The sequence below is a fragment of the Pseudoalteromonas sp. L23 genome (genome assembly GCF_021728455.1).
In the GTDB taxonomy this organism is placed as follows: Bacteria; Pseudomonadota; Gammaproteobacteria; order Enterobacterales; family Alteromonadaceae; genus Pseudoalteromonas.
The window spans coordinates 40,939-65,776 of the sequence record NZ_JAKKCW010000020.1 but is presented as its reverse complement, the minus strand read 5'-3'; the positions used below and the strand labels follow the sequence as shown (position 1 = coordinate 65,776).

Annotated in this window: 7 protein-coding genes and 1 pseudogene; all 8 read right to left on the bottom strand. The window is 41.1% G+C overall.

Annotated features, from left to right (window positions below):
* Window positions 1-367, bottom strand: a pseudogene (locus tag L3V43_RS21575) (hypothetical protein); the annotation flags it as partial.
* Window positions 368-471: 104 nt separating this feature from the next.
* Window positions 472-7,095, bottom strand: a complete 6,624-nt coding sequence (locus L3V43_RS21570; RefSeq protein WP_237123945.1) for a non-ribosomal peptide synthetase — start codon at window positions 7,093-7,095, stop codon at window positions 472-474.
* A gap of 11 nt (window positions 7,096-7,106) precedes the next feature.
* Entirely contained in the window at window positions 7,107-7,877 is a 771-nt protein-coding gene (locus tag L3V43_RS21565) for a phytanoyl-CoA dioxygenase family protein (protein WP_010604336.1), read from the bottom strand.
* Window positions 7,874-11,284: an amino acid adenylation domain-containing protein gene (locus L3V43_RS21560; protein ID WP_237117376.1), complete on the bottom strand. Its 3,411-nt coding sequence runs from the start codon at window positions 11,282-11,284 to the stop codon at window positions 7,874-7,876. The genes L3V43_RS21565 and L3V43_RS21560 overlap by 4 nt, the downstream gene beginning before the upstream one ends.
* Window positions 11,281-14,574, bottom strand: coding sequence for a type I polyketide synthase (locus L3V43_RS21555; RefSeq protein ID WP_237117375.1), 3,294 nt, complete (start codon window positions 14,572-14,574; stop codon window positions 11,281-11,283). The genes L3V43_RS21560 and L3V43_RS21555 overlap by 4 nt, the downstream gene beginning before the upstream one ends.
* Before the next feature lie 6 nt (window positions 14,575-14,580).
* Window positions 14,581-19,986: a type I polyketide synthase gene (locus L3V43_RS21550; RefSeq protein ID WP_237117374.1), complete on the bottom strand. Its 5,406-nt coding sequence runs from the start codon at window positions 19,984-19,986 to the stop codon at window positions 14,581-14,583.
* Complete coding sequence (locus tag L3V43_RS21545; protein ID WP_237117373.1) at window positions 19,976-23,176, bottom strand: amino acid adenylation domain-containing protein; 3,201 nt, start codon at window positions 23,174-23,176, stop codon at window positions 19,976-19,978. The genes L3V43_RS21550 and L3V43_RS21545 overlap by 11 nt, the downstream gene beginning before the upstream one ends.
* On the bottom strand, window positions 23,103-24,833 hold the full coding sequence (locus L3V43_RS21540; protein WP_010604331.1) for a cyclic peptide export ABC transporter: 1,731 nt from the start codon (window positions 24,831-24,833) through the stop codon (window positions 23,103-23,105). The genes L3V43_RS21545 and L3V43_RS21540 overlap by 74 nt, the downstream gene beginning before the upstream one ends.
* Between the last annotated feature and the right edge of the window lie 5 nt (window positions 24,834-24,838).

Below are 24,838 nucleotides of genomic sequence, written 5' to 3'. Positions count from 1 at the left end.
CAATTATCCGCTGAAAAACACGCTCAACTACAGGCAGCGATAATTCACCTTTTACAGTCAAGGCCACTGGCATGTTGTACTCTGGTGAGCCTCCTTTGAGATGATCTATAAACCATAAACGCTGCTGCGAAAATGACGTTGGTAACGTCTGGCTTTCTCTTGGATAGGCTTGAACTGTTCTATCTAAGTTGCTCTGGGTTAACTGTAGTTCTAAGTGCTCGATAACAAGGTCTTTGTTAGCAACTACCATTGCTTTTATATCGTCGGGAAAACTCCCTTTGTTTAGTTTATACGCTAACCGACCATCTTTTAAATAGAGGTGAACACCGCTCTTGACTGCATTAATTATTATATTTTCAGCTTTCATAATTATCTTAGAGGTAATCTACTCATTCCTTGCCCCTCCAAATCCACATGTAAGCAGATTTGGAGGGTTTTTATTGTTCTTGTTGTACGATTCAATACACGTTCTTATAAAAAGAACTCTTCTTCGTCTTCTTTGAGAGAAACTTCCCCTCTACTCAATTGAATAGACTCAATATAGGAAGCAATTGTCCGCACCGTGGCACTTTCAAAAAGCATAGAGAGCGGTAACTGCACTTTAAACTCTTGCTCAACGAAACTAGCAAATCTTGTTGCTAAGATTGAGTGGCCACCAGAGTCGAAGAAGCTCGCTTCAACACTAATTTTTTCTACTCCCAAAAGAGTTTCCCACTGCTTACAGAGACTGCTTTCAATTTCTGTGTCGGGGGCAACATAAACTACTGTTGAATTGACTTCTCCCACCTTGGGCAAGGCTTTCAGATCTATCTTTCCATTGCTATTGATTGGCATTTGCTCAAGTTTTTGAATAACGCTTGGAAGCATATAAGAAGGGATCATCTCGCGTAAGCGCTCTTTTAGCTCTTGCTCGGATATATCGGATGATTCATAAAAAGCAAGTAACTGAGTCCCTCCGAGCGTATCTTCGTGTGTCGTAACCGCAGCTAATTCGATGTTACACGCTAAAATGGCAGCTTCCACTTCATTTAAATCGATTCGGTAGCCTCTTATTTTAACCTGTGAGTCTTTCCTTCCGACAAACTGCAATACCCCATCAACGCTCGCTTTCACAAGGTCGCCACTGCGATATACTGGCCATTCCAGGCCTGCTTCAGCACATACACTTTGGCTTAGAAATGCTTCGTCATCTACCGAGTTAATATAACCTTTAGCCACCCCAAATCCGCTAATGTAAAGCTCGCCTACAACCCCTGCTGGTACAGCTCTCATTTCATTGTCTAATATCGATAGATTTACATTGAGTATGGGTGAGCCAATATGAGGGCTTGAGTTTGTTGTTATTTTTCCCCAACAAGTGTTGATGCTACATTCAGTTGGACCATACATATTAAAGGCTTTTCTTGCTATAGATTGCTGATACTTGGCTACTTTATTCCACATCACAGGATCAATTGCATCCCCTCCGATAAGCCAATTTACTTGAGGTATTTCAGCTAGCCTGAAGATTTCATTTATCATCACAGGAGTACTATCTACAATATCAGCCTTTAGTAACTGTAGCTCTGAACACAATATGCTAGGGTTATACCTAGCTTGTTCGGACACCATACAAAGTGAAATACCGTTTAATAAAGCAGATATACCCTTCATCGCCCCATCAAATGCACCTGATAGTGTCCAGCCCCAGCGACTCGCTCCGGTTGCTTCCAGAATGTCTGCCTTTAGTGCTGTACTATGGTTTACCAAATTTTGGTGACTTACAACGACTCCCTTAGGCCGACCAGTAGAGCCCGAAGTGAAAATCACATAAGCTGCACTTTTGGCATCAATAGTCGTTGGTTGTGGTTCTGAGGTATAGCTTGTAGCCTCCTCGATGCATAAATCCAAGTTAGCAAAAGGTGCGCTGACCTTTTTTGACAGCTCGTCATGATCACCTAGAACAACTGTCACATTAGCTTGGTCACATATGTAGCTCACTCGCTCTGTTGGGTAACTTGGATCAATGGGTACAAAGGCTGCACCACATTTCAAGACAGCTAGAACTGCAACGACATAGCTCTGTGAACGATTGACGACAATACCGACAAATTTGTTTTCTTTAACACCATGAGTTTGGCGTAAGTAAGTTGCTAACTGATTCGCCGATTTATTAAGCTCAGCGAAAGACAGTGTATTTTGCGTTGTAACCACTGCATCCACATCAGGCGTCTGAACGGCAGTCGCTTCAAACAGGTTGTGCGCTAAGGGTATTTCTTTACAGCTCTTAGGCCACCCCGTTTTAGATGTTATTTTGGGAAGCTCACTACTAGGTAAGCAAGCTAGCTTCGTAACTTCTCCAGCATGACCAGATACTAGCGCCGAGCAAATACTTGCCATCGCAGATGCAAAAATATTTTGCACTCTTGAGGCGTACTCTCCCATCGCTTTAACTTCAACGGTGAACGACTTCTTATCATTGAAATCATCAACTGAGACAACCAAAGGGTAGTTCGTTGTTTCCTTCAGGGATAAGCTACGCAGACCTAAAGTACTTTGCACTGCACTCTCAGATTTTGACCGTCTATAATTAAATAGCGAACTAAACAAAGGAGTATCCGAAGTTAACCCACTCTGTTGCTGCGCTATAGCCAAAGGTACATGCTCAAATAAAACGAGTTCATTTAAGCATGCTTCCGTTTTTCGCAACAGCATTTCGGCACTCAGGTTCTTAAGTTCTAAGTGTACTGGGACAGTATTTATCATCGTCCCCATCACTTTATCAACCCCACTTACACCATCAAGCCTACCCGACATCACCGTCCCGAATATCACTCGACTACTAGCACTTGCAATAGAGATTGTTAGAGATAAAGCCATGTGGAATAGAATAGCGGGAGATACACGATATGCTCGAGATAATGCTCTGATTTCTGCACTCAATTTTTCAGATAAATCATGATTCAACTGAACAACATCGCTACCATCACCATGGACACTCGACAAGTTAAATGGATAACAACCTTGCGTTACATCATTTAAGTAATCTTTATAAAATGCCTTTGCCGCTTCTAAGTCACAGTGTTCCTTAATAAACGCTATTTGCTCTCTAAACTGATGCGCAGGCGCTTTTAATTCTTGCCCATTTAAAATTGCAGCAAGCTCTTGACCAATCATCTCTAAACCAGCGTGATCTACGATAAGGTGATGGCACTGAATAACTAAATAAGACTTTGTAGTCGTTGAATTTCTTGCCAAGGTTATATTTACTAAAGGTGCTTGGCTAATTGTCATCTTTGAGCGTAACGACGGTGCTATCACTTCTAAAACGTCGGTATCATCGTCATCGCAACTGAACTCCCATTCATCCACAACGAATTCAACTTCTTTACATACAACTTGCACAGGTTCAGCAACGCCTTGCCACTGAACTTGCGTTCTTAGTACATCATGCCTTAATAGAATGACCTCAAAGGCCTGCTGCAACGTTGATAAAGAAGTTGTTTGTGGTAATTCGATGACAGAATTTAGAATATAAGGATCCACGTCAGCGCCAAGCATATAGTGGAATAGAAACCCTTCTTGAACAGGGCTCAGTGGATAGATGTCCTGAATATTATCAATTCCTTTAGGAACTAGCTTCGCAATACTTTCGAGCTCACTGTTAGAAAGGTTTACAAGTGTCAAATGTTCGGGTTTAAGGCTTTCTCCATCTTGCAACTCCTTGTTCTTAGGCGCTTGATACAGCCGCTTTTCACCTTCATTTACGCTCACTACATCCGCTAACTCTGCTAACGTATTTACGGAAAACAAGTGGCGAGCTTCTATAATGATGCCTTTACGCTTAGCTTTTGAGATCAGCTCCATACCTAAAACAGAATGCCCACCAAGAGAAAAGAAGTTATCTTTCCTTCCTACTTTTTCCAATCCCAAACATTCTGCAAAAAGCTCACACAATAGGGCTTCAATTTTATTTTTGGGAGCTTCATACTCAGCGAGTGCTTGGCTAAAGTCAGGTTCAGGTAAAGCTTTGCGGTCAAGCTTCCCATTTGCGGTCAACGGGAAGCTTGGCAACAACATAATTGCACTTGGCACCATATAATCAGGTAAGGTACCGAACAGATACTCGCGAATACGTGATGGCTTCCACTCTTCTGTCATTACAACGTATGCAACTAACTGAATGTTTTTTGACTTGTCTGGTACAGCTACGACATGCGCACCTTCAACTTTTGGATGAGCAAGCAACTGACTTTCAATATCACCTATCTCAACTCGGAATCCCCTAACCTTTAGTTGATTATCTAAGCGACCTACAAACTCAATGTTACCGTCTGGTAAATAACGTCCTAAATCACCTGTTCGATAGATTTTTTGTTGTAATTCAGGATGGTATAAGAAATGCTTTTCGGTGATTTCACTCGCATTGTAGTATTCACGAGCAACACCTTTTCCGCCGATAAACAACTCCCCCGTCACACCGGTAGGACAGTGTTGGAGCTGCGAATTAAGTATATAGAATGCTTGATTACCTAAAGGCTTACCGTATGGCACACTTCGACGATCGCTCAAATCCTCAGTAATGGGGTAATGAATCGACCAAATCGACCCCTCCGTTGCTCCTCCAAGACTAAAGAGTTTTGCATTCCTAAAGCGACGCCATATACGCTTAGGTAATGAGGTTGGGATCCAATCTCCACTCATCAACACGATACGTAAAGGCGCAATATCTTGTCGGTTATCAGCTTCGAGTAACTCAGTGATTAGTCCCATAGATAAGGGTACTGTATTCCAAACTGTTATTTCATGCTTTTCCAGCATGTCAAGCCAGTGATGAGGGTCTTTCGCCAATTCAGGAGCTGGAAAGACTAGCACTCCACCGACCGCTAACATACCAAAAATATCATATACAGACAGGTCGAAGCTCAATGCAGATACACATAAAACTTTATCCTTATGCGTAACCTCATATTTACTGTTGATATCAAGTAAAGTGTTAACTACTGCTTGATGTTCAATCGCTACCCCTTTAGGTACACCTGTTGAACCTGATGTGAAAATGACATAGGCCAACTGATTTATCTGTTGCGGAGCTCGATAATTTTCAAAGTATGCAATAACCTCTTTGGTAGAAATACCTGTGTTGTCGATGCGGCTCAAGTCGATATATTGATACTCTTCTGATGATAATAACTGCTGTTGACTATCAACTAAACAGACTTTTACCTGTGCCTGCACTAAAATATCGCGACACCTTTCAACCGGCCAGCTGGTTTCAAGAGGCAAATATGCCCCTCCTGCAATCAAAATAGCTAATGTGGCAATGACCTGCGCTCTACCTTTTTCAGCTCTTACAGCAACCAGCTCCTCGACAGTAATCTGCCCAGATAGCTTGCTCGCAACGAGCAAAGCATGTCTTAGCAAATCAAAATAGGTCATCTCCCCTTGAGAGTCTACGAGTGCTATGGCAGCTGGAGTTTTTAGTGCTTGCTGTATAAACAATTCATGCATACACAGGTCTTCAAGATAAGCAACAGAAGTCGCATTCCATTTATTTACAACTGTCTCGTACTCAGATGCTGTCAGCAAAGGCATTGTATCTAGTGAGGCGTTGGGGTTAGCTACCGCTTGAGTGATTAGCTGGTTAAAATGCCCTGCCATCACTTTAATCGTATCATCATTGAATAACGCTGTTGCATACTCCCATGTGAACTCTATCTGCTCACCAACTTCTCTCACATGCACTGTTAAATCAAACTTCGTCGTGGTTATTGGCTGTTCCACGTTACTCAATGCCAAATTAGGCAGCTTTAGTGCCTCCTGATCATTATTTTGCATCGCCAACATAACCTGAAATATAGGATGATATGCAGGGCTTCTTTCGATATTTAGAATTTCAACTAAGTTCTCAAAGGGAATAGCTTGGTGCTCAAAGGCTTCAAATATGGTGTTCCGGCTTACTTCTAGCGCCTTAACTAAACTTAATTTGGCAGGGTTGATAGTTCGTAAAACAAGAGTATTGACAAACAACCCAATTAGTCTTGCAAGCTCAGCATTATCCCTTCCCGCGACAGGGGTTCCTATAACAACATCATTTTCATTACTGTAGCGAGACATCAATGCAGCGAAAAGCGCATGAACTCCGGCAAAAAGTGATGCATTTTGCTCAACACAGAATGTTTTCAAAGCCTTACTTTGTGATGCGGGAAGTTGAATACTAAATGTCGTACCTTGGTTATCCGGTCTTTGTGGTCTCGGTTTATCAAGTGGCAAGCTATGCGCCATAGGTATGTCTGCAAGCTGCGTTTTCCAGTAGCTACCGAGTTGATCTAGTAACGTTCCGCGCAACTGTGCCTTCTGCCACACCGCAAAGTCTGAATATTGGATAGGCAATTCAGGTAAGCTTACATCACGATGTTCGAGCACTGCACTATAGCACTCTACAAATTCGTTTATTAAGATCCCTAACGACCAACCATCAGAGGCAATATGATGCATGTTCACCCCAACAACATATTTGTTATTGGAGAGCTTGATGAGATGACAACGGATCATAAGATCATTTTCTAAATCAAAACTTCTAGATGCCTCTAGGCTGAGCAGTTCAGTGAGTTTTTTATTTACCAGCTCCGCACTTAAATGCTCGATAGAGGTTTGCTTGATAGGGAAACTTTCAATATCGTGGACCTGCAAAGTAACTTGACCATCTAGTTCATGGTATGTTGTGCGTAGTACTTCATGTCGCTGTATAACTTCTACAAACGCCCGTTCAATAGCGTGTAAATCTATTTCACCCTCTAACTGAAAAGCACCTGGCATGTTATAGTGGGCGCTTCCGCCTTCAATATTATCAATCAACCAAAAGCGCTGTTGGGCGAAAGATACCGATGCCTCAGATGCTTTCTCGATAGCATCTTGAGTACTGTAACCGGGACTTGAATTTAAACTTGATAATCCTTCAAAAAAGGCAATGATTTCGTTTTTATTTTGAATAATTTTTTGCTTTAGCTGTTCTGGAAACTCATCTACAGATAGTTCATATTTCAACTGTCCTGCTTCATCTAATGAGAGAAAAACCCCTGCCGACGCAGCATCATTAATTAATTCCTTCACCATTATCATACTCCTTAATAAGTGACTGGTGAGCACAAAAACTCAGGCCGGCTTGAAAGAGACTTGCTTACGTTACTCACTTTGTTGTAGGTCAGAATAAGCAACCGTCTATCCGTTGGCCCTAAGTTATTAGGGCTACCATGAATAGTTTGTGGGTGGAAAACGATGACATCGCCTTTTTTACCTATTGCGGGAGCAACACCATTCATCTGAATTTGCTTGTCAACTTCTTCAATTGGCACTTGGAAAGTAAGCGCTGAAGCCACATCATTCGACCATGATTTATCAGGCTGAGCTTCAAGCGTTATATTTTGGCAGAGGTTCCCTTGCGTATGCGAGTTTGGAATAAACCACAAAGGACCAGAAATAAAGTCCACATCATCGAGAAATATGGCGATATTGACTAGTTCTTCTTTCTCTATATGGTCATTATTATGCCAAAACACAAAATCTTGATGCCATGGCCAGAATTCCCCAACCCCTTTTTTCTTAACATTTACTTTGGATTGATGCACATAGCAGTTGTCACCTAGGGTTTTCCGAACGATACCAAGTAATTTTTCCTGTTTTACTAATGTGGAGAAAAACTCATGGTACAAGTGAATACCATGAATGCCGCGTACCGTAACTCCATCTTGCTCATAGACAACCCCCCGTTTTTCAACACCAATATGATCTCGAAGGTGCATTTCTAAGGTCTCAATATCGTTTTGAGAAAACACGCCCTCTAACTTAACCACGCCTTCATGTAGATAATTTTCTAGTGATAGTTTAAGTTCTTTCATAGCACCCCCTCCTCCTTGATTGTTTGTCCAGCCTTTAGGCTCTCAACATTCTGCAAATAATTTAGCTCATCGAATAAGCGCGCTTGCTCCCTCAAAATAGGGGCTTCCATAATCGTTTTTACTGATAGTTTTATGCCGGTTTCTTGCTGGATCCCAGCAGAGAGTTGTGATGCAAGTAACGAGTGCCCACCTAAGTTAAAGAAGTTATCATTACGGCCTACTTTCTCAACATTGAGCAATGATTGCCACGCACCTTGAAGGCGGTACTCTGTCGGAGTTTCAGGTTCACTATAGTGACTTTCTAGTACCGAGAAATCAGCCTTAGGCAACGCATTTTTGTCTACTTTTCCGTTGATATTAAATGTAAATGAAGTGACTTCGATAAATAAGCTTGGACACATGTAGTAAGGTAGCTTGGAAAGCAAAAATTCATTTAGCTCAGTTTGTGAAGGTGTTCTTCCCTTTACAGTAAAGTAAGCAATTAGCTTGCTATCTCCGTTGAATTCATCACATTTTACGGATGCCATATCTACGTCTGGATGCAATGCTAAGGTAGTCTCCACTTCACTTAGTTCAACTCGGAAGCCTCTCAGTTTCACCTGTTGGTCGCTTCTACCTAAATACTCTAAGTTGCCATTTGACGTCCAACGAACCAAATCTCCCGTACGATAAAATCGCTCACCCAAATGAGGATAATGAGGTAGCTCAGTAAACTTTTCCTTCGTCAGCTCAGGCTCTCCGAGATACTGATCGGCCAAGCATGCACCTGTGATATACAACTCCCCCATAGCGCCTACAGGTACTTGATAGCCAAACTCGTCAAGTACCAAGCAGCTCACATTCGCTATTGGCGACCCAATATTAGGTATATCAGCCCAAGTCTCTGGTACTTTTGAGAGATTTAATGCAGTCACAACGTGTGTCTCTGTAGGACCATAATGATTAACAAGTTGTATTCGATTATTGCGTGAAAAGAACTTTCTGATCGCTGGAGTTATTTTTAGTTGCTCAGCCGTAGATATCACACAATTCAGTTGCGCTGGATTGACGTGACTTTCTACCCAATAACTCAATAAAATGTGCAGCATTGAGTGTGGCAAATTTAAAACGCTGACATCATGATCCACAATCGTTTTACTAAGATAGTCTAGGTCACTCATACACTCTCGACGAGTTAGTACCAACTTACCATGGTTACTAAGTGCCATAAAAATATCAGTAAAGCTCATATCAAAACCGATTGATGCGTATTGCAACCAAGTAGGCTGTTTCGTTAAAAGAGGTTGAGCAACCCCAATGGTCACAATCAAATTCAACAGCGCTTTATGTGACATCTGTACCGCTTTTGGCTTACCTGTAGAGCCTGAGGTGTGTAAAACATAGCAGGGCGACTCTAGTAGCCCCACTTCGAGCACCGGATTAGTAACTGGGTAATTACTCAAAATTAGCGATGACAGTTGCCTTTTATTATTGTGCTCACTGATGCACGCCTGAGAGCAGGCTCCATATATCAACAAGCTATTTGGGTAATTTTGTAATATCTGATCAATACGCTCTAAAGGTAATGCTTCGTCGATTGGAATATAGCCTGCACCCGCTTTCAATATGGCCATCAACGTTATGATTTGATCTATGCCCCTCGGAACTAAAAATGCCACTAAATCACCAGGTTTAACATTCTCAGTCTCAATTAAGTAATGGGCTAATTTATTCGCTTGCGCGTTTAAACTGCCATAGCTAATTGTCTCTTCTTTATCAACTAACGCGATACTCTCTGGGTAATCTCTAGCCGTGCTCTCAAATGCTTCTTGCACAGAGGCACCAGCAAGAGGAACCGCTTCTTTCGTCTGTAATTTCTCTAGCTGTATTTGTTGCTTCTTATTAACTATCGAGAAATCTGAACAATTTATTTCGGGATTATTTAAAAAGGTATCAATGAGCAGTATGAAGCTGTCATGCAAACTCTTAATCGTTTCTTCTTTAAAAAGTGCTGTTGCATACATCCAACTAATATCGAGCTCATCATTAAGCTCCGTGATGTGAAGCTCTATATCAAATCGCACAGTATGGGCATCAAAGTTTTTCAGCTCCATTTTTGTGTCAGCGAATTCAAGCATCATCTCAGGCGTGTTTTGCATCACAAATAGCACCTGAAATAGATTTGAACCGCTTACCAAGCGCTCTCCCGCCCTCTCAGAAATAAGCACATCGATTGGCACTTCTTGATGCGAAAAGTCATTCAATAGATTAGTTTTATTCTGTCGAAGAATATCAATTAAGCTTTGTTTAGCATCAATTTGTACTCTTGTTGGTAAGGTATTAACAAAAAAGCCTATTAATGACTCCAGCTGAGGATTCAGCCTATTTGCAATGGGTGCACCTATAGTGTTGTCGTATTGACCACTCACTTTAGCGATTAGCACACCAAGCAGGCCATGTAACAGCATGAACAAGGTTGTCTCTTCTCGTGCAGCAAGTTTTTTCAGTTTAGCCAGCCTCAGGGAATCAAGCTTAAACTGCTGTGTCCTACCGCTATAATCCAACTGACGTGGGCGTGGAAAATCATATGGAAGTTGATTTACTTTTGGCGCACCCTCTAGCCTTTCAAGCCAATATTCAATCCCTTCATTTTGCATTTCCATCCATTCAGGGGAACGCTGCCAAAATGCATAATCTGCATACTGAATATCTAATGGAGCCAAACTCTCATCTGATTTCTCAACCGCATGAAGATACAATTGACATAGCTCTTTACTACAAACACCACCGGAAAATCCATCTGTTGCGATGTGGTGTATAACAAACAACACTAAATATCTTTCTTTCGTTCTAAATAATTTAACTCTGATAGGAGCATCACGTTCCAAATCAAAATAGATATTTATACTTGTTCTAATCTGCGCTTCTATTTCTTCATCGTTTTTATGAACCACGGAAACAAGCTCGCAGATTTTTGTCATGTCGATACTTTCCATTGGCATTACAAACTGAAACGGCATTCCTAAATTTTCGCCATAACAAGTCCGCAATATTTCATGCCGCTCTATCAACTTGCGCACAGCAAGTTGAAAGCAAGAAAAATCAATCTCACCACTAATATCGAATAAGAAGTGACTGTTGTAATACTCGTTGCCTGACGCAAACTTTTGCGCTAAGTACAAGCTTTGCTGTGAAAATGACAGTGGTATTTCACAAGCTTTATCGACCTTTTGAATCGTGTGGCGTTTCTTATTATCTTTATAAAGCTTATTTAAAAACGACTTCAACGCTTCTTTATTACTTATCAGTGTCGTCTTCAGGCTATCAGGAATTCCCGTTTTTGGTAATTCACAAACCAGCTTGTCACCTTTGATATTTAATTTAACGTGATGAGCCCGAAGCTCTTGTAAAAGTGCCTCAACATTCATAGTTCAAGCACCTCAACAGGTTCAGTCGTATCGGCCTCACTATTTTCTTGCTCAAGTAACCACATCCGAGTTTCAATTAATTCGGAAAGTGCAGAAATAGTTGGTAATTGCAATAATTCCTGAAGTGGTATCTCAAATTCAAACTGCTTGCGCATTTTGGTTACTAAGGCAGCCGCCATTAAGCTATGCCCACCCATTTCAAAGAAATTATCTTCTATTCCAACTGGGCTATACCCCAAAACTTCTTGCCATTGCTGCGCTAGTAGTGATTCAAGCTCCGTTCTTGGTTCAACATAATCAGGCGCAAAACTTGGACGGCTATGATTGGAAGCCAATGCAAGGTCATCACTACTACCATCAATTTGAGACTCTATATTTGCAAACTTTAACTCTAAGCCTTCACCTTTGACATCCATACTACTACCAAGAATAGTCGCAAGCTGCTCTGTAACACCTTGTTGCATCGCCTTGATAGCTGCCAATTGTGCGTCTGACAACGTCGTATGTTGTTCAACCGCTTTTAACTCCCAACGTAATGCCCCCTCTACAAGCGGTTTTGTGGTGCTGGGCATATCAGAATCTTTCGTTAAAATTAAATCAGGTTTAAATAACTGCTTACCTGTTGCTGCAGGTTCAATCCAATATCTTTTTGGCTCAAATGCATAGGTAGGAAGACGAACTCTGTGGCGCTTTTGCGTAGAATAATACTCTTCAAAAGGTAGTGTGATCCCCGCTGCCCATATTTCAGCACGCGTAAATGCGATACTTTCCAGTGTAAACTCTTGCTCTGCAGGTTTAGGTAATGTACTTGCAACATGAGCTTGGTTATTGCTCAACGTCTTTATAAATGATCGTAAGGTAGTCCCTGGGCCAACTTCAACGTACACACGGCTAGTATCCTCAGACCATAATGTCTCTAATCCATCGTTAAATTTCACAGTTTGACGCAGGTGTTTAGCCCAATATTCTGGGCTGCAAACTTCTTCCTCAGCCCAATCACCCGATACATTTGAGATAAACGGGATAGTTGGTTTATTCATCGGTATTGTGCTTGCAAACTCTATGAATGGCTGAAGTGCAGCAGCCATCATCCCGCTGTGAAACGCATGAGATGTATGTAGCAGAGAAGCTTCAATTCCTGCTGCATTTAGTTCAGCTAATAAAGCGTCAACTGCTTCAGGCTGCCCTCCCAAAACCTGTGAATGTTCGCTATTTTGAACGCAATGCCAAACTCCCTCTCTTACCCAGTTAGACACTTCACTTGCAGCGATTGGAATCGACAACATTTTGCCATGTGGCATACCCGCCATGAGCTCACCACGCTTTGCAACGAGTCTTATTGCATTTTCCAGAGTAAATACACCGGACAAACACGCTGCCACATACTCACCGATACTGTGACCAATCATGCTTTGTGGTTTTACATCCCAACTTATTAGCAGTTTAGCTAGTGCATAACTAACACTAAATAAACTTAATTGAGCATTCTGAGTTTGTTTAAGTTGTGTACTGGCAGCAGTTGAATTCTCACAAAACAAAAGTTCTTTTAAGGACAAAGAGCAATGCGTGTGTATTAATTCAAAGCACTGATCTAAATGCTTTTTGAACTCAGCTTCATTTTCATATAAAGCTTTCGCCATACCGACATACTGACTACCTTGACCGGGGAACATAAAACAAATATCTCGCTCTGTTTTGTTCTGGGCACTATGGATCGTGAATCGCTTGTCGTCTCCTGTCAGCTTATTCTTTAATTCATCTATTGAACTGACAACAGTGACAAACTTGTGTTTAAAATTTCTCCTACCGACTTGTAACGTGTAAGCAACGTCAGCAATATTTAGCTCTGGGCAGCACTTCAAGTGCTCAAGCAGGTTTTCTTTCGTTTTTACTAATGAGGATGCTGTTTTTGCAGACAACACGATTAGATGAAGTCCACTAGCTGAATCAGACTTAGGTAACTCAGGCGCTTCTTCTACGATTAAATGTGCATTCGTTCCACCAATGCCAAATGAACTAATACCAGCTCTTAACTTGTCACCTGCACTTGGTTCCCACGGGATCGTTTTATCAACAACGAAAAATGGGCTATTAGCAAAATCAATTTTTGGATTAGGTTGTTCAAAGTTTAGACTTGCAGGTATCTTGTGATGCTCCATCCCCTTCAACGTCTTTATCATACTGGCAACTCCCCCCGCTGATACGAGGTGCCCAATATTTGTTTTCACAGAACCAATGCCACAGAATTGCTTTTTATCCGTATAGCGTTGAAATGCTCTAGTCAAACCAGATACTTCTATCGGATCCCCCAAGTTAGTACCTGTTCCATGTGCTTCTATATAGCTAATCGTCGCAGGATCTATCTCTGCGCTTTCAAGAGCTTCTGTAATACACCTCGATTGCCCTTCAGGGCTTGGCGCGGTATAACTTGCTTTGTCCCCGCCATCGTTATTAATTGCACTGCTCTTTAGTACGCCAAGGATCTGATCGCCATCTTCTAGTGCATCTTCCATGCGTTTCAAAGCAACAAGCGCAATACCATTCCCAGCAACTGTACCGGCAGCCCTCGCATCGAAGGCTCTACAGTGACCATCAAAGGACCCTATGCCGCCCTCTTGGTAAAATAAAGCATCTTCTCTTGAGTTTGATATTGTAACTCCTCCAGCTACCGCAATGTCACATTGATATGCAAGCAACGCTTCCCTCGCATAGTGAACAGCAACAGCTGAAGACGAACATAAAGTATTAATATTGATACTAGGTCCAGATAAGCCAAGCTTGTAGCTTGCTCTTGTCGAGACAAAGTCTTGTCCCGTTGAGAGAGAGACTTTAAAGGTCCCAACGTCCCTTACATAGTCTTGGTGTGATAATAAGTTTCTCGACAGATAGGAACTAGCACCGGCTCCACTATAAACACCAATGATGTTGTCGCCTTCTTCAGCACCATAACCCGCTCTTTCTAACAGCTCCCAAATTACCTCAAGGAAGATCCGATGCTGTGGGTCTAACAATTCAGCTTCTCTAGGCGAGAAACCAAAGAATTCAGCATCAAAATTCTCTACGCCTTCAAGTACCCCCTCAGCACCAACAAAGTTCGGGTTTTCTAAAAGTGCAGGATCAACCCCTAAGTTCAATAGCTCTTCTTGACTAAAAAACCTGACTGACTCGACACCATTTTCAAGGTTATGCCAAAACTCTTCGACACTGTTTGCACCGGGGAAGCGACCAGCCATTGAAATAACGGCAATGTCATCCTGATAATATTCTTTTAATTCTTCTGTTGATTTCATTTTCTGTTAGTCCTTTTGTTGTTTTTTTCTGCGGCGAAGGGCTGCTGCTTTTTTCTTCTCAACTCGAGAAGAAACCTGAGATAAAGTATCGTCATCTTCGTTAGATGAAGAGTCTATATATTCGGCGAGTTTTTGAATTGTCGGATAGTTATACAGTTCAACAACCGCTATTTTTTCATCAAATGTTTGTTGTACTTTTTTATGGATCTGCATCAAAACGAGAGAGTCCCCACCAAGCTCAAAGAAGTCGTCTTGAATCCCTACTTTTTCTAATCCAAGCATTTGCTCCCAAATTGACACTAATGATTTTTGAGTGGGAGTTTTTGCTGCAACAAAATCCACTTCCAAATCAGGTCTAGGTCGTGTTTGTTGTGGTAACGCGTCATTCAGGTCGAATAAACCAGTGTCACCATCTGCGGAGTTTTCATAGCGCTTTATAAAATCCGATGCTGCATACAAAGTTACTGGCTGACGGTGAGCTAATGTCTGTTCGATAACACTCATTGCAGTACTATTATCAATGCCTGCTGGCATCGCTTTATGTTTATATACAAATTCACTAAGAGGTATATTGCTTACCTTACTTGAAGAGCTAGCTAAGTCTGTTTCAATTTTCTTCATCGTGAAATTTGAAATAGTTACTAGCTGCTCTCCTGTTAAGCTGAGTAAACAAATATCAAAGCTCATGACTCCCGATTTGCTGTCCTGACTCTGCAACTCGACAAAACTATAAAACTGACCTTCAAGCTTCGAATATTGGGTAAGCTTTGCATAGCTAATTGGTATATAGACGCCACCATCAATAAAAGCTCTCAGATAAGAGGTTGCGCAATCCAGTAAGGCAGGATGTAAACTGTAGTCATTAATATCAGTATCGAACTGTGCAGGTAAGTGCATTTTAGCTAGGCCTGAGCGCTCGCCGATCCACACCTTTTCAAAACAGTTCCATCTCTCACCATACTTCATCAACTGATCGTGCTGCTCTGCATTTCGGCTCACACCAAGAGCTTGAGCCCCAAGGTCTGCAGCACCAGAAACATTGTCGAATACTCTTCCTTGAATTGAATTAATTAGCTCATTAATCGACATGCTTTCTGGCTGCGCGCTCGAAACTCCACTTACCTGCCCTTTCGCATGAATTTGGTACAACTCATTACTCGGCTGATAACTCGTAATTTCGAATTGAGTACCATTGCCATCGACTGTTAGGTTGGTATATAAATCAGACCAATCTCCTGCAGATAGGGCTGCACCAGATAGAAAGTATACGTCTTTTAAAGTGATGTGCTTTGAAGGGGTTGAATGCTGAAATGCAGCTGCAGCCATCTCCAAATAGGTTGCACCAGGAATCGTTGGTAAACCCATAACCCAATGCTCAGCAAGCGGCCAATCCCTCTCTGTATGAAATTGCTTACAGTAGACCGTCTGGCCTGACTCATTGATAATTTGATCGCCCAACAGTGGATGAGTTTGATGTGCTGTAATCCGTCTTCTGCCATTTAATGCCTCTACAGCCATTCCAGCTTCTTTCCAAGCATCCCAGCGAATACTGAAAACTCTATCTATACCTCTACTATGGGCTGCTTCTGCTATACAATCCAAACCAGCATTGGCTGAGCTATAGTCACTTTGACCCATGCCACCTAAAATCCCCGTAACCGAAGAAAATAGTACGACGAACTCCATCTCTTCACGCTCGCAAATATCAACCCAAGCGTTGGCGGTTCCCAGCTTTGCAGCTAGTACCTTATGCACAATTTCATTTGTTTGGTTCATCACCATCGTTTCACCTGGCAGTCCCGCTAGGTGAAATACACCGCTAACTTGGCCAAACTCAGTGACGGCTTTGTCCCAAATTATTTGAGCTGATCGCGGTGTACTTACATCCGCCTCAAGGCAAGTTACATTGGCACCATAGGAGTTCAATTCAGCAATAAGAGGAGAAGATGAACGGTCTGTTCGACTCACTAACACTAAGTTAGCTTTATATGTTGACGCTAAATAACGAGCAAGTTCTTGTCCTGCACCTCCGAATCCACCTGTAATTACATAAGTCGCATTATCACGAATAACTACAGGTGAACTGCTCTTTTCTAGCTCCTTGCCAATTTTTAGAAACTCTGGTTGCCAAAGATTTCTGCCTCGCACCGCACTTACAGTGGACAATTTTTTAGAACGTATTATTGGAAGTAACTGAGACTGACTAAAACTTGAACTATCAAAGTCAATTTGATGCGCTGAGATGTTCTGATGCTCTTGAGAAATTACTTTCAGTGTGCCGTACACCAGCCCTTGTTCGGGTTTAAGCAACTCTATACCTGTAACGTTACAAGCTTCTGTTGTTATCGCAAACCAACTCATCTCATCTTGGTAAGAGACATTTGAGAATGCTCTTGCTAAATGGAGATATGTGAGGATGCTATGATAGTTGTCAATAGTGCTTAAACTTGGCCAAAATGAGATAATTTTTGTCGGTAATGTCACTAACCGCGTTAATTCCGCAACTAGCTTTTCATAATCTTCAAATATTTCCGCTCTCATAATGTAGCGGTTTTCATCCTCTCGCTTAAATACTTCTCCAACCCTAACAGTCGTTATTGTGCTTGCTGTTTCCAACTCTAACTGCTTGATAATATTTTGGGAAAAATGACTGTTATCATCGAGAACGAGTATATTACCTTTATTGTCACTATCCTGTGATAGGAGTGATAGCGCTTGTTTACTCCACTGTTGCTTATAAAATCCTTCAACATCCTCTTCTGCCGTTTCTCTAAAACCTGAAAACTGAGTTTTATAAACTTTGCTATCAAATTGATAAGGAGGAAGGTCGGCGATCTTGTTAAAACCTTGAAGTACCCTGCTCCAATCAGGTTCAATATCAAGCGTATAAAGCTGCCCTAAACACTTATTGAATGCTGTATGTTCATTCTTTTCGTTTCTTTTTGCGCGGGTGGTATGCAGGACTAAACTCTGACTTTCTAATTGCCCATGGCGTGACACAATGTTGGCTAGCGTATTACCTGGACCAACTTCAACAAAAGCTCGACTTGGTCCTGACAACAGCGTGCTGATACCTTTGTGAAATTGAACCGTATGACGCAAGTGCTTAACCCAATAAGAGACATCACATAGTTCCTGCTCACCTGCCCAATCACCTGTCACATTTGAGATAATCGGCATATTGGGAGTATTCAGTTGAATCCCTTTGAACTCAGCTTCAAAGTCACTTAACAGTGGATCCATTAATGAAGAGTGAAATGCACTTGATGTATTGAGCTCTGTAGTTTCTAATCCATTGCTTCGTGCATCTGAAATAAATATCTCAATATCCTGGACTGCTCCAGCAACAACATAGTTCTTTTCAGAATTAATAGTCGCAATTGATACATTCGACCACTTTGACGTGTCAAACTGAGTCCAACTGCCATTCACTGCAATCATTTTCCCCGGCGTAGCACGAGACATAATTTGGGCTCTAGCGCTAATAACCTTTATCGCGTCTTGAAGGCTGAATACCCCAGCAACTGTCGCAGCAACATACTCACCAAGACTATGCCCAATTAACGCACTAGGCCGATACCCTTTATCAATTAGACTTTGAGCAATTGCAAACTCAACGGTGAACAGTGTAAGTTGCGCAAGTTTTGTTGCTCGTAACTGTTCGTCACTTGCTATCTGCTCAGTATTTCCCCAAAGTAATTCGCATACATTAACACCTGTGAGCTCATCTATGTGTGTAGAGCATAACTCTGCTACTTCTCTAAATTTTGTATCATTCTTATATAGCCATTGTGCCATCTTAGAGTATTGAGAGCCTTGACCACTAAACATGAATACCAGTGATTCAGGGTGCAGCTCCTTATTAAACGCTGTCGCTATGTATTGATTGTCGGCATCATGAACAAGTGCAGACTTAATACTCTGCTTTGAACGCTTAAATAACATAGTATAAGCAGCAGATAGTGAATCGTTAGTATTTGACCGCAACCAGCTCTGCATTGCGGCTAAGTTACGTTGTAGACTCTCTTTAGAATGACCAGTAACAGGAATAAAGGCAGCACTTTGTTGCACTGATTCCATTGCGGGTTTTCGATACTCTTCTAAAATAATATGCGCGTTTGTTCCACCAATCCCAAACGAGCTGACGCCGGCACGTTTTACCCCTGCTGATGGCCATTGCTGGAAGTGATCCGATACCATTAGCCCAGATTCAGAAAACTGGCACTTCTGATTTGCATCCTTGTAATGCAAGCTTGCTGGAATCCCGCCATGCTTTATAGCGAGTACCGCCTTAATAAACCCAGCGATACCTGCTGCGGTATCTAAATGGCCAAAGTTGCTTTTTACTGAGCCAATTAAACAAGGCGTTGATCTATTAACGCCATATACTTGGTTCAAAGCCTGCACCTCTATAGGGTCTCCCAGCTTTGTTCCTGTTCCATGAGTTTCAATGTAACCGATGCCTTGTGGCTCAACACCAGCAATCTGTAGTGCTGTACTTAACACATCTCGCTGGCCTGCAACACTTGGTGCGGTATATCCTACTTTATTATTACCATCGTTATTAATTGCTGAACCTTTAATAACAGCATGAATTTGATCACCATCGGTAATTGCATCATGTAGTCGCTTTAAAACGACAAACCCGACTCCATCACTCAAGACCGTCCCCTGAGCACTTTCATCGAATGGCCTACATTGACCATCAGGAGCGAGGATCATTCCCTCTTGATAAACATATCCTTGTATATCTGGTTCAACTAAAGCTGGGTTGGTAGATAATGAAACAGCTCCAGCTAACGCAATATCACTATCCCCACTTAACAGACTTTGACAAGCTTGGTGAATTGCAACTAAGCCTGTTGAACAAGCTGACTGTACAGTCACAGCTGGACCATTTAGATTGAACTTGTATGCCAAACGAGTATTAAAAAAGTCTCGACTAACGAGATTAATTATCTCGTAAGCTTGTGCACCACCTTCAGAAGCGGCTTGGCTAAATTGAGCTGTCCATAATGGGTTTGCTGAAGCTCCACCAAAAACGCCCAGCAACCTCTCATTTAACGTCTCTCTCCCACAACCAGCATCTTCAAGAGCTTGCCAAGCAGTCTCATGATAGAGCCTCAATTGAGGATCCATTAAAATAGCTTCACGCTCACTATATCCAAAAAACTCTGCGTCGAAGGCCATCGCATTTTCCACAACCCCCTTAACTGGAACATAAGAGTCTTGCGATATCAGCTCACTATCCACACCTGCACGCTCTAACTCTTCAGAAGAGAATGTTGACAATCCACACCGGCCTTCTCGCAACAATTGCCAAAACTCTTGTGTCGAGTTCACTTTGGGGAATCGCGAAGACATACCTATGACTGCGATTTCAGCACCATGATAATTTTGATTAGTACTCATTGACTTGTTTCCTTGTATTCAATCTTCTTTGAAGCCTTGATTTGCCTGATTGAAGTTGCTCTGTTCGGCTTTTTGCCTCGGAGTTGCGGGTCGCAGAGGCATCAATGACTTGAGCCAGCGCGTTAAGTGAGGGATAACTAAACATATCGACAACAGTTAGTGACAAACTCAATGCTTCATTCAACTTTGGCACAAGCTCAACCATTTCTTGGGATCTTGCTCCTGCATCAAAAAAGTTTGTCTCTGCATCAAGGTGAGGTATCTGAAGGTGATGGCAAATAACGGCTGCCAGCTCCTGTATCAAACGATCTTCATTTTCAGTTGTGCTTACTTGTGCAAAACTCGAAGGTAGTGAAAGTGACTTACTATCTAGTTTGCCACTTGGTGTTAAAGGAAACGCTTTAAGTGCTTGCCAATGGCTTGGAAGCATATGTAATGGAAGGTATTCAGAAGCGGCGGCTCTCAAATGTTCAGAGGATAACTCATCATTTTCAGAGATATAGTAAGCACATAAACACTGATGACCAGAGTCAGATGTCTTGATTAGAACAACTGCGTCAGAGATATTCGGTAACTTTTTCAGTATTGACTCTATTTCACCTAGTTCTATTCTGTACCCTTGGAATTTAACTTGAGTATCTATTCGTCCTACAAATTCAACACTACCATCTGCCTGTATTTTCGCTAAATCTCCCGTATTATACCAACGCTCTCCATTACAACTAATGAAGCGACTAGCAGTTAGCTCAGGTTGATTAAAGTAGCCTTTTGCCAACCCCTTACCACTGATGTATAACTCACCCGTCCAACCCACAGGCATGAAGCTATGCTGGCTATCTAGAATTGCCATCTGTGTATTAGCGATTGGATGGCCTATTGAATTTACACTCCAACTCTCTTCCACTCGGATACAGCTTGACCAAATTGTTGTTTCAGTTGGCCCATACATATTCCAAAGCGCATCAACCTTGCTTGTTAGCTCAGTTGCTAAATGCTGTGGCAGAGCTTCTCCTCCCACAAGCGCCTTTAAGCTAGGTTTACCTTGCCAGCTAGAAGCTAATACCAACTTCCATGCGCTAGGAGTCATCTGTACGATGCTGGTATCAGGTTTGTTAATTTCATCAACCAAACCTTGCAGATCATGGGTTATACGTGAAGGAAATACTTTGACCGTCGCTCCACTTATTAACGGAAGTAATAGTTCTAAAATAGATATATCAAAACTAAATGGAGTGACGGCTAATAATCTATCTCCATGGCTGATTCCTGGTTTTTTCCTCATTGAGAGCAAAAAGTTAGCTAAAGATAGATTCGAAATTTCAACGCCTTTTGGCGTACCTGTAGAGCCCGAGGTATATATAACATAAGCAGTGCTATCGTTTTTGGCTACGGTAGTCGAACCAATTTCAACAGCGGTATTTTCACAAAGTGACTCTACAATATAAATCTTATCTGTTAGCTCAAATGCTAACTCAGAGAAATCACTATCGATGACAAGCAATGAAATATTACTGTCATGTGCCATATGCTTTAGGCGGCTAACTGGATAGCTCGGATCCATCGGCACAAAACCAGCTCCAATTTTACTCAGCGCTACAATCGCTTCCACCATTCTTTCTGAGCGATGAAGCATTAGCCCTACGAGATCACCGGCTTTGACCCCGATTTCCTTGAATCTCAATGCAAGCCGCGTTGAAGAAAGATCTAAGGCTTCATAAGTAAGTTCTCTGTTTTGACACGACACAGCTACGGTATTCGGAGATTTCCGCACTTGCTCCAAAAATAAGGTAATAAATGGTTGTATTTCCTCATCAAGTCCAGTGTCGGACAGAGATAACGATTTATTTTTCTCAGATGTAAGCATTAATTCAGAGAGTTTTACCTCTGGATTATTTGAAACTTGTTCTAGAAGAGAAAAAAGTATTTCTAAAAGCTGTGCAATTTCCTCTTTTGAAAAGTACCCCATGTGATAATCCACCTGTAGTTCAACAGGCTGCACTTCTCCATTGTCCCAAATGGTTAAGTTAAAAGGAGTAGTTTGGAAAGGGTTTTCGATATAATGGTAAGATGCATGCGCTTTAGCAAAGCGACAACTATTATTTAATTTTAAGAAGTTCACACACACATCATAGAGACCACTTCTTGCTTCAGGGCCCATATCAGAAACAATATGACCAATTGGGTATTTCTGATGTCGATATATTTTTTTTTGCTCAGAAGCTACATAGCTAAGAAACTGATCAAATGAGGTGTCTGATGTATAAGCTAGCGATATAGGGCTAACACTTGTATATAGAGCTATATCATTCTTTTGTTTCGCTGATTTTCGATTGTGAGCTGGTAACCCTACATTAAAATTACGCTCTCTATATAGTCTAGAGAACATTATAAAAACAAGAGACAAAAATACAGTACCAGGGGACTTAGCTAGAAACCCTTTGTTTGAAAATAAGCTTTCATACTTATCTCGCGCTACTGAAAAAACAACTCTCTCACTTGAGCTTTTCGATTCCAATTTCCTATTTGGAACAAGTATATTCCTTTTAGAACAATGCAAGTAAGACTTCCAAAATTCCTTATCTTTCTGATACCGTTCTGACTCCAAGTATACTGAGTCTTGTTCAAAATAGTTTTGCTGCGCGTGCTCATTAACCTGATATTCTTTTGATTCATAAGCTTTTGAAAGTGCCTCAGCCCATAGCGCAAACCCCCAGCCATCAATCAGCAAATGATGCGCTACACCTACAAACCAGATCCTTTGATCTGTCAGTTGAATGATATAAGTTTTGTAGAGGCATCTTCCCTTAAGATCAAAGGGCTGAGAAAATATTTCTTTCACAAGCTCCTGCGCTGACTTAATCGGTTCAATAGCGTCTCTATAATCAACCACCGTAGACTTAATATGTAAAGCGTTATCAAATCTTGCTTTGGGACCATCATGCTCATGCTCAATAGTCAAACTAAACATAGGGTTACTTGCTATAACCTGATCACTTGCTTCTAATAAAGATGTGACATTTGCCGAGCTTATATCAACATATCCACCAATATTATATTTAGCATTACCAATACAATGTAGCTGATCGAAGTAAACATCCTTCTGCGCTAGAGAAAAATCAAACCTCATATGCGTTATCCTTATTATTTTCTGAGTTTTTAAAATTTGATTTTTCAGCCTTAGCCTCGCCATAATTTAACCTTGAAGCACTTAGCTGAACCTCTCCTTTATCTAAATGAACGAGCTGATCTGATAAGTTATAATATCTATCATCATGAGTTATAACTATAATCAACTTATTTCTTGACTTTAAAATAGGTAGGATTTCTTTGTAAAAAATCTCTCTGAATTGAGGATCTTGATCTGCAGCCCATTCATCAAATAAATAAAAATCTTTATCTTCTACAATACTAGCTATTAATGCTAACCTTCTTTTTTGACCATCTGAAAGTTCTAAAGTAGAGAATCCATCTCCTTCTAAAAACACCTTCTCATCGAGGTTAAGCTTCACTAACCAATAATTAATTTCATCTATAACATCACTATTTTCTAAATCAATTCCATGCAGCTTTTCAAATAAGTGATAATCACTATAGATAACACTTATTGACTGGCGATAACTATCAATATTGCTTTCATCAACTTTCACATCATCAAAGATAATATTTCCTGATGTTGCCCTATAATGAAGTGTAGCGACCTTACAGAAGGTTGATTTACCGGAGCCATTCCCTCCAACAATAAAAGTTATTTCTCCGCGTCTACAACTAAAAGAAATTGGGCCAACTTCAAAATTAGATTTTTTATAAGAAAAGCAAGTATTATCGAAAGTTACTTTTTCCCAGTTACTAACCGGGGTTAATTCACTCTCTACCTCCTTAGACAAAGATGCAAGAATCAGATCTACTTTATTATATGACGCATTAGCTCTATAAATTGGAGCTATTGATTGCAATATCCATCGAATTGGGCCGGATATATATAGCAGAACCATAACTATACCCAGTAATTCACCATGACCAATCGAGTAGTAATTAACAAAAGAGAAAACCAAAACGGCGATAATTAGATAGGTTAATAGCATCCCATAGTTTTCAGCAAAGATTGTATAGTTATACGTTTTAGTAAGTGTTTCACGCATTTCATTTTCAGCTTTAAGTAACTCATTTTTAATAAATGACTCTCGCTTAACATTATTAACTTTCAACTCTTTCGCTCCCATTAGTAAAGAGCGAAATGATTTTTGAAGTTCATCTGTTTCTTGTCTTGATTTATTAAAAAACCTCATGGAATAGATGATAGGAATTTGATAGGTAATAACTGAAACAACTAAACAAACCAATAAAAATAGAAATGCCCCCATACTTAAAAAGTAGATATATAAAAATACACCTAACAAAATAACTGAACTGACTAACAGACCAGGAACTGCTTGCGCCCCCATCATAATTCGACTGATATCTGTACTTAATACAACGAGTAATTTAGAAGTTCCAACTGACTCAAGGTTCTCGATTGGAGCCCCTAGAATCTTTTCAAACAATCTTTTTCGGATATTACTCGCAAGCATTAATGCTGACTTTTGTAATGCAATCATTGACACTGATTGCAAAATAAAAATCGCAGCGCAAATACCTAAAAATAACAGCGCTAAATTTGGATGTGCTATTTGCACGCCCAGCACCTCAACAAAATCTGCGGTGCCGTCTAATACATAGCTAAACTCTTCAATTGCGATTAGAATAACTGGAACTAGCGACGCGTAGATAAGGCCTGCGATCGCGCCGCTCAACAGTGAAATAAAGACAGAGTTAGGCGCCGTCTTTCCTAATTCGGAGAGTAACCTCATTACAA

What these genes read in the sequence shown, in the direction of transcription:
- L3V43_RS21570 (WP_237123945.1), bottom strand. Translation starts at nt 7,095, where the DNA reads ATGGTGAAGGAATTAATTAATGATGCTGCGTCGGCAGGGGTTTTTCTC.
- L3V43_RS21565 (WP_010604336.1), bottom strand. Translation starts at nt 7,877, where the DNA reads ATGAAAGAACTTAAACTATCACTAGAAAATTATCTACATGAAGGCGTG.
- L3V43_RS21560 (WP_237117376.1), bottom strand. Translation starts at nt 11,284, where the DNA reads ATGAATGTTGAGGCACTTTTACAAGAGCTTCGGGCTCATCACGTTAAA.
- L3V43_RS21555 (WP_237117375.1), bottom strand. Translation starts at nt 14,574, where the DNA reads ATGAAATCAACAGAAGAATTAAAAGAATATTATCAGGATGACATTGCC.
- L3V43_RS21550 (WP_237117374.1), bottom strand. Translation starts at nt 19,986, where the DNA reads ATGAGTACTAATCAAAATTATCATGGTGCTGAAATCGCAGTCATAGGT.
- L3V43_RS21545 (WP_237117373.1), bottom strand. Translation starts at nt 23,176, where the DNA reads ATGGCGAGGCTAAGGCTGAAAAATCAAATTTTAAAAACTCAGAAAATA.
- L3V43_RS21540 (WP_010604331.1), bottom strand. Translation starts at nt 24,833, where the DNA reads ATGAGGTTACTCTCCGAATTAGGAAAGACGGCGCCTAACTCTGTCTTT.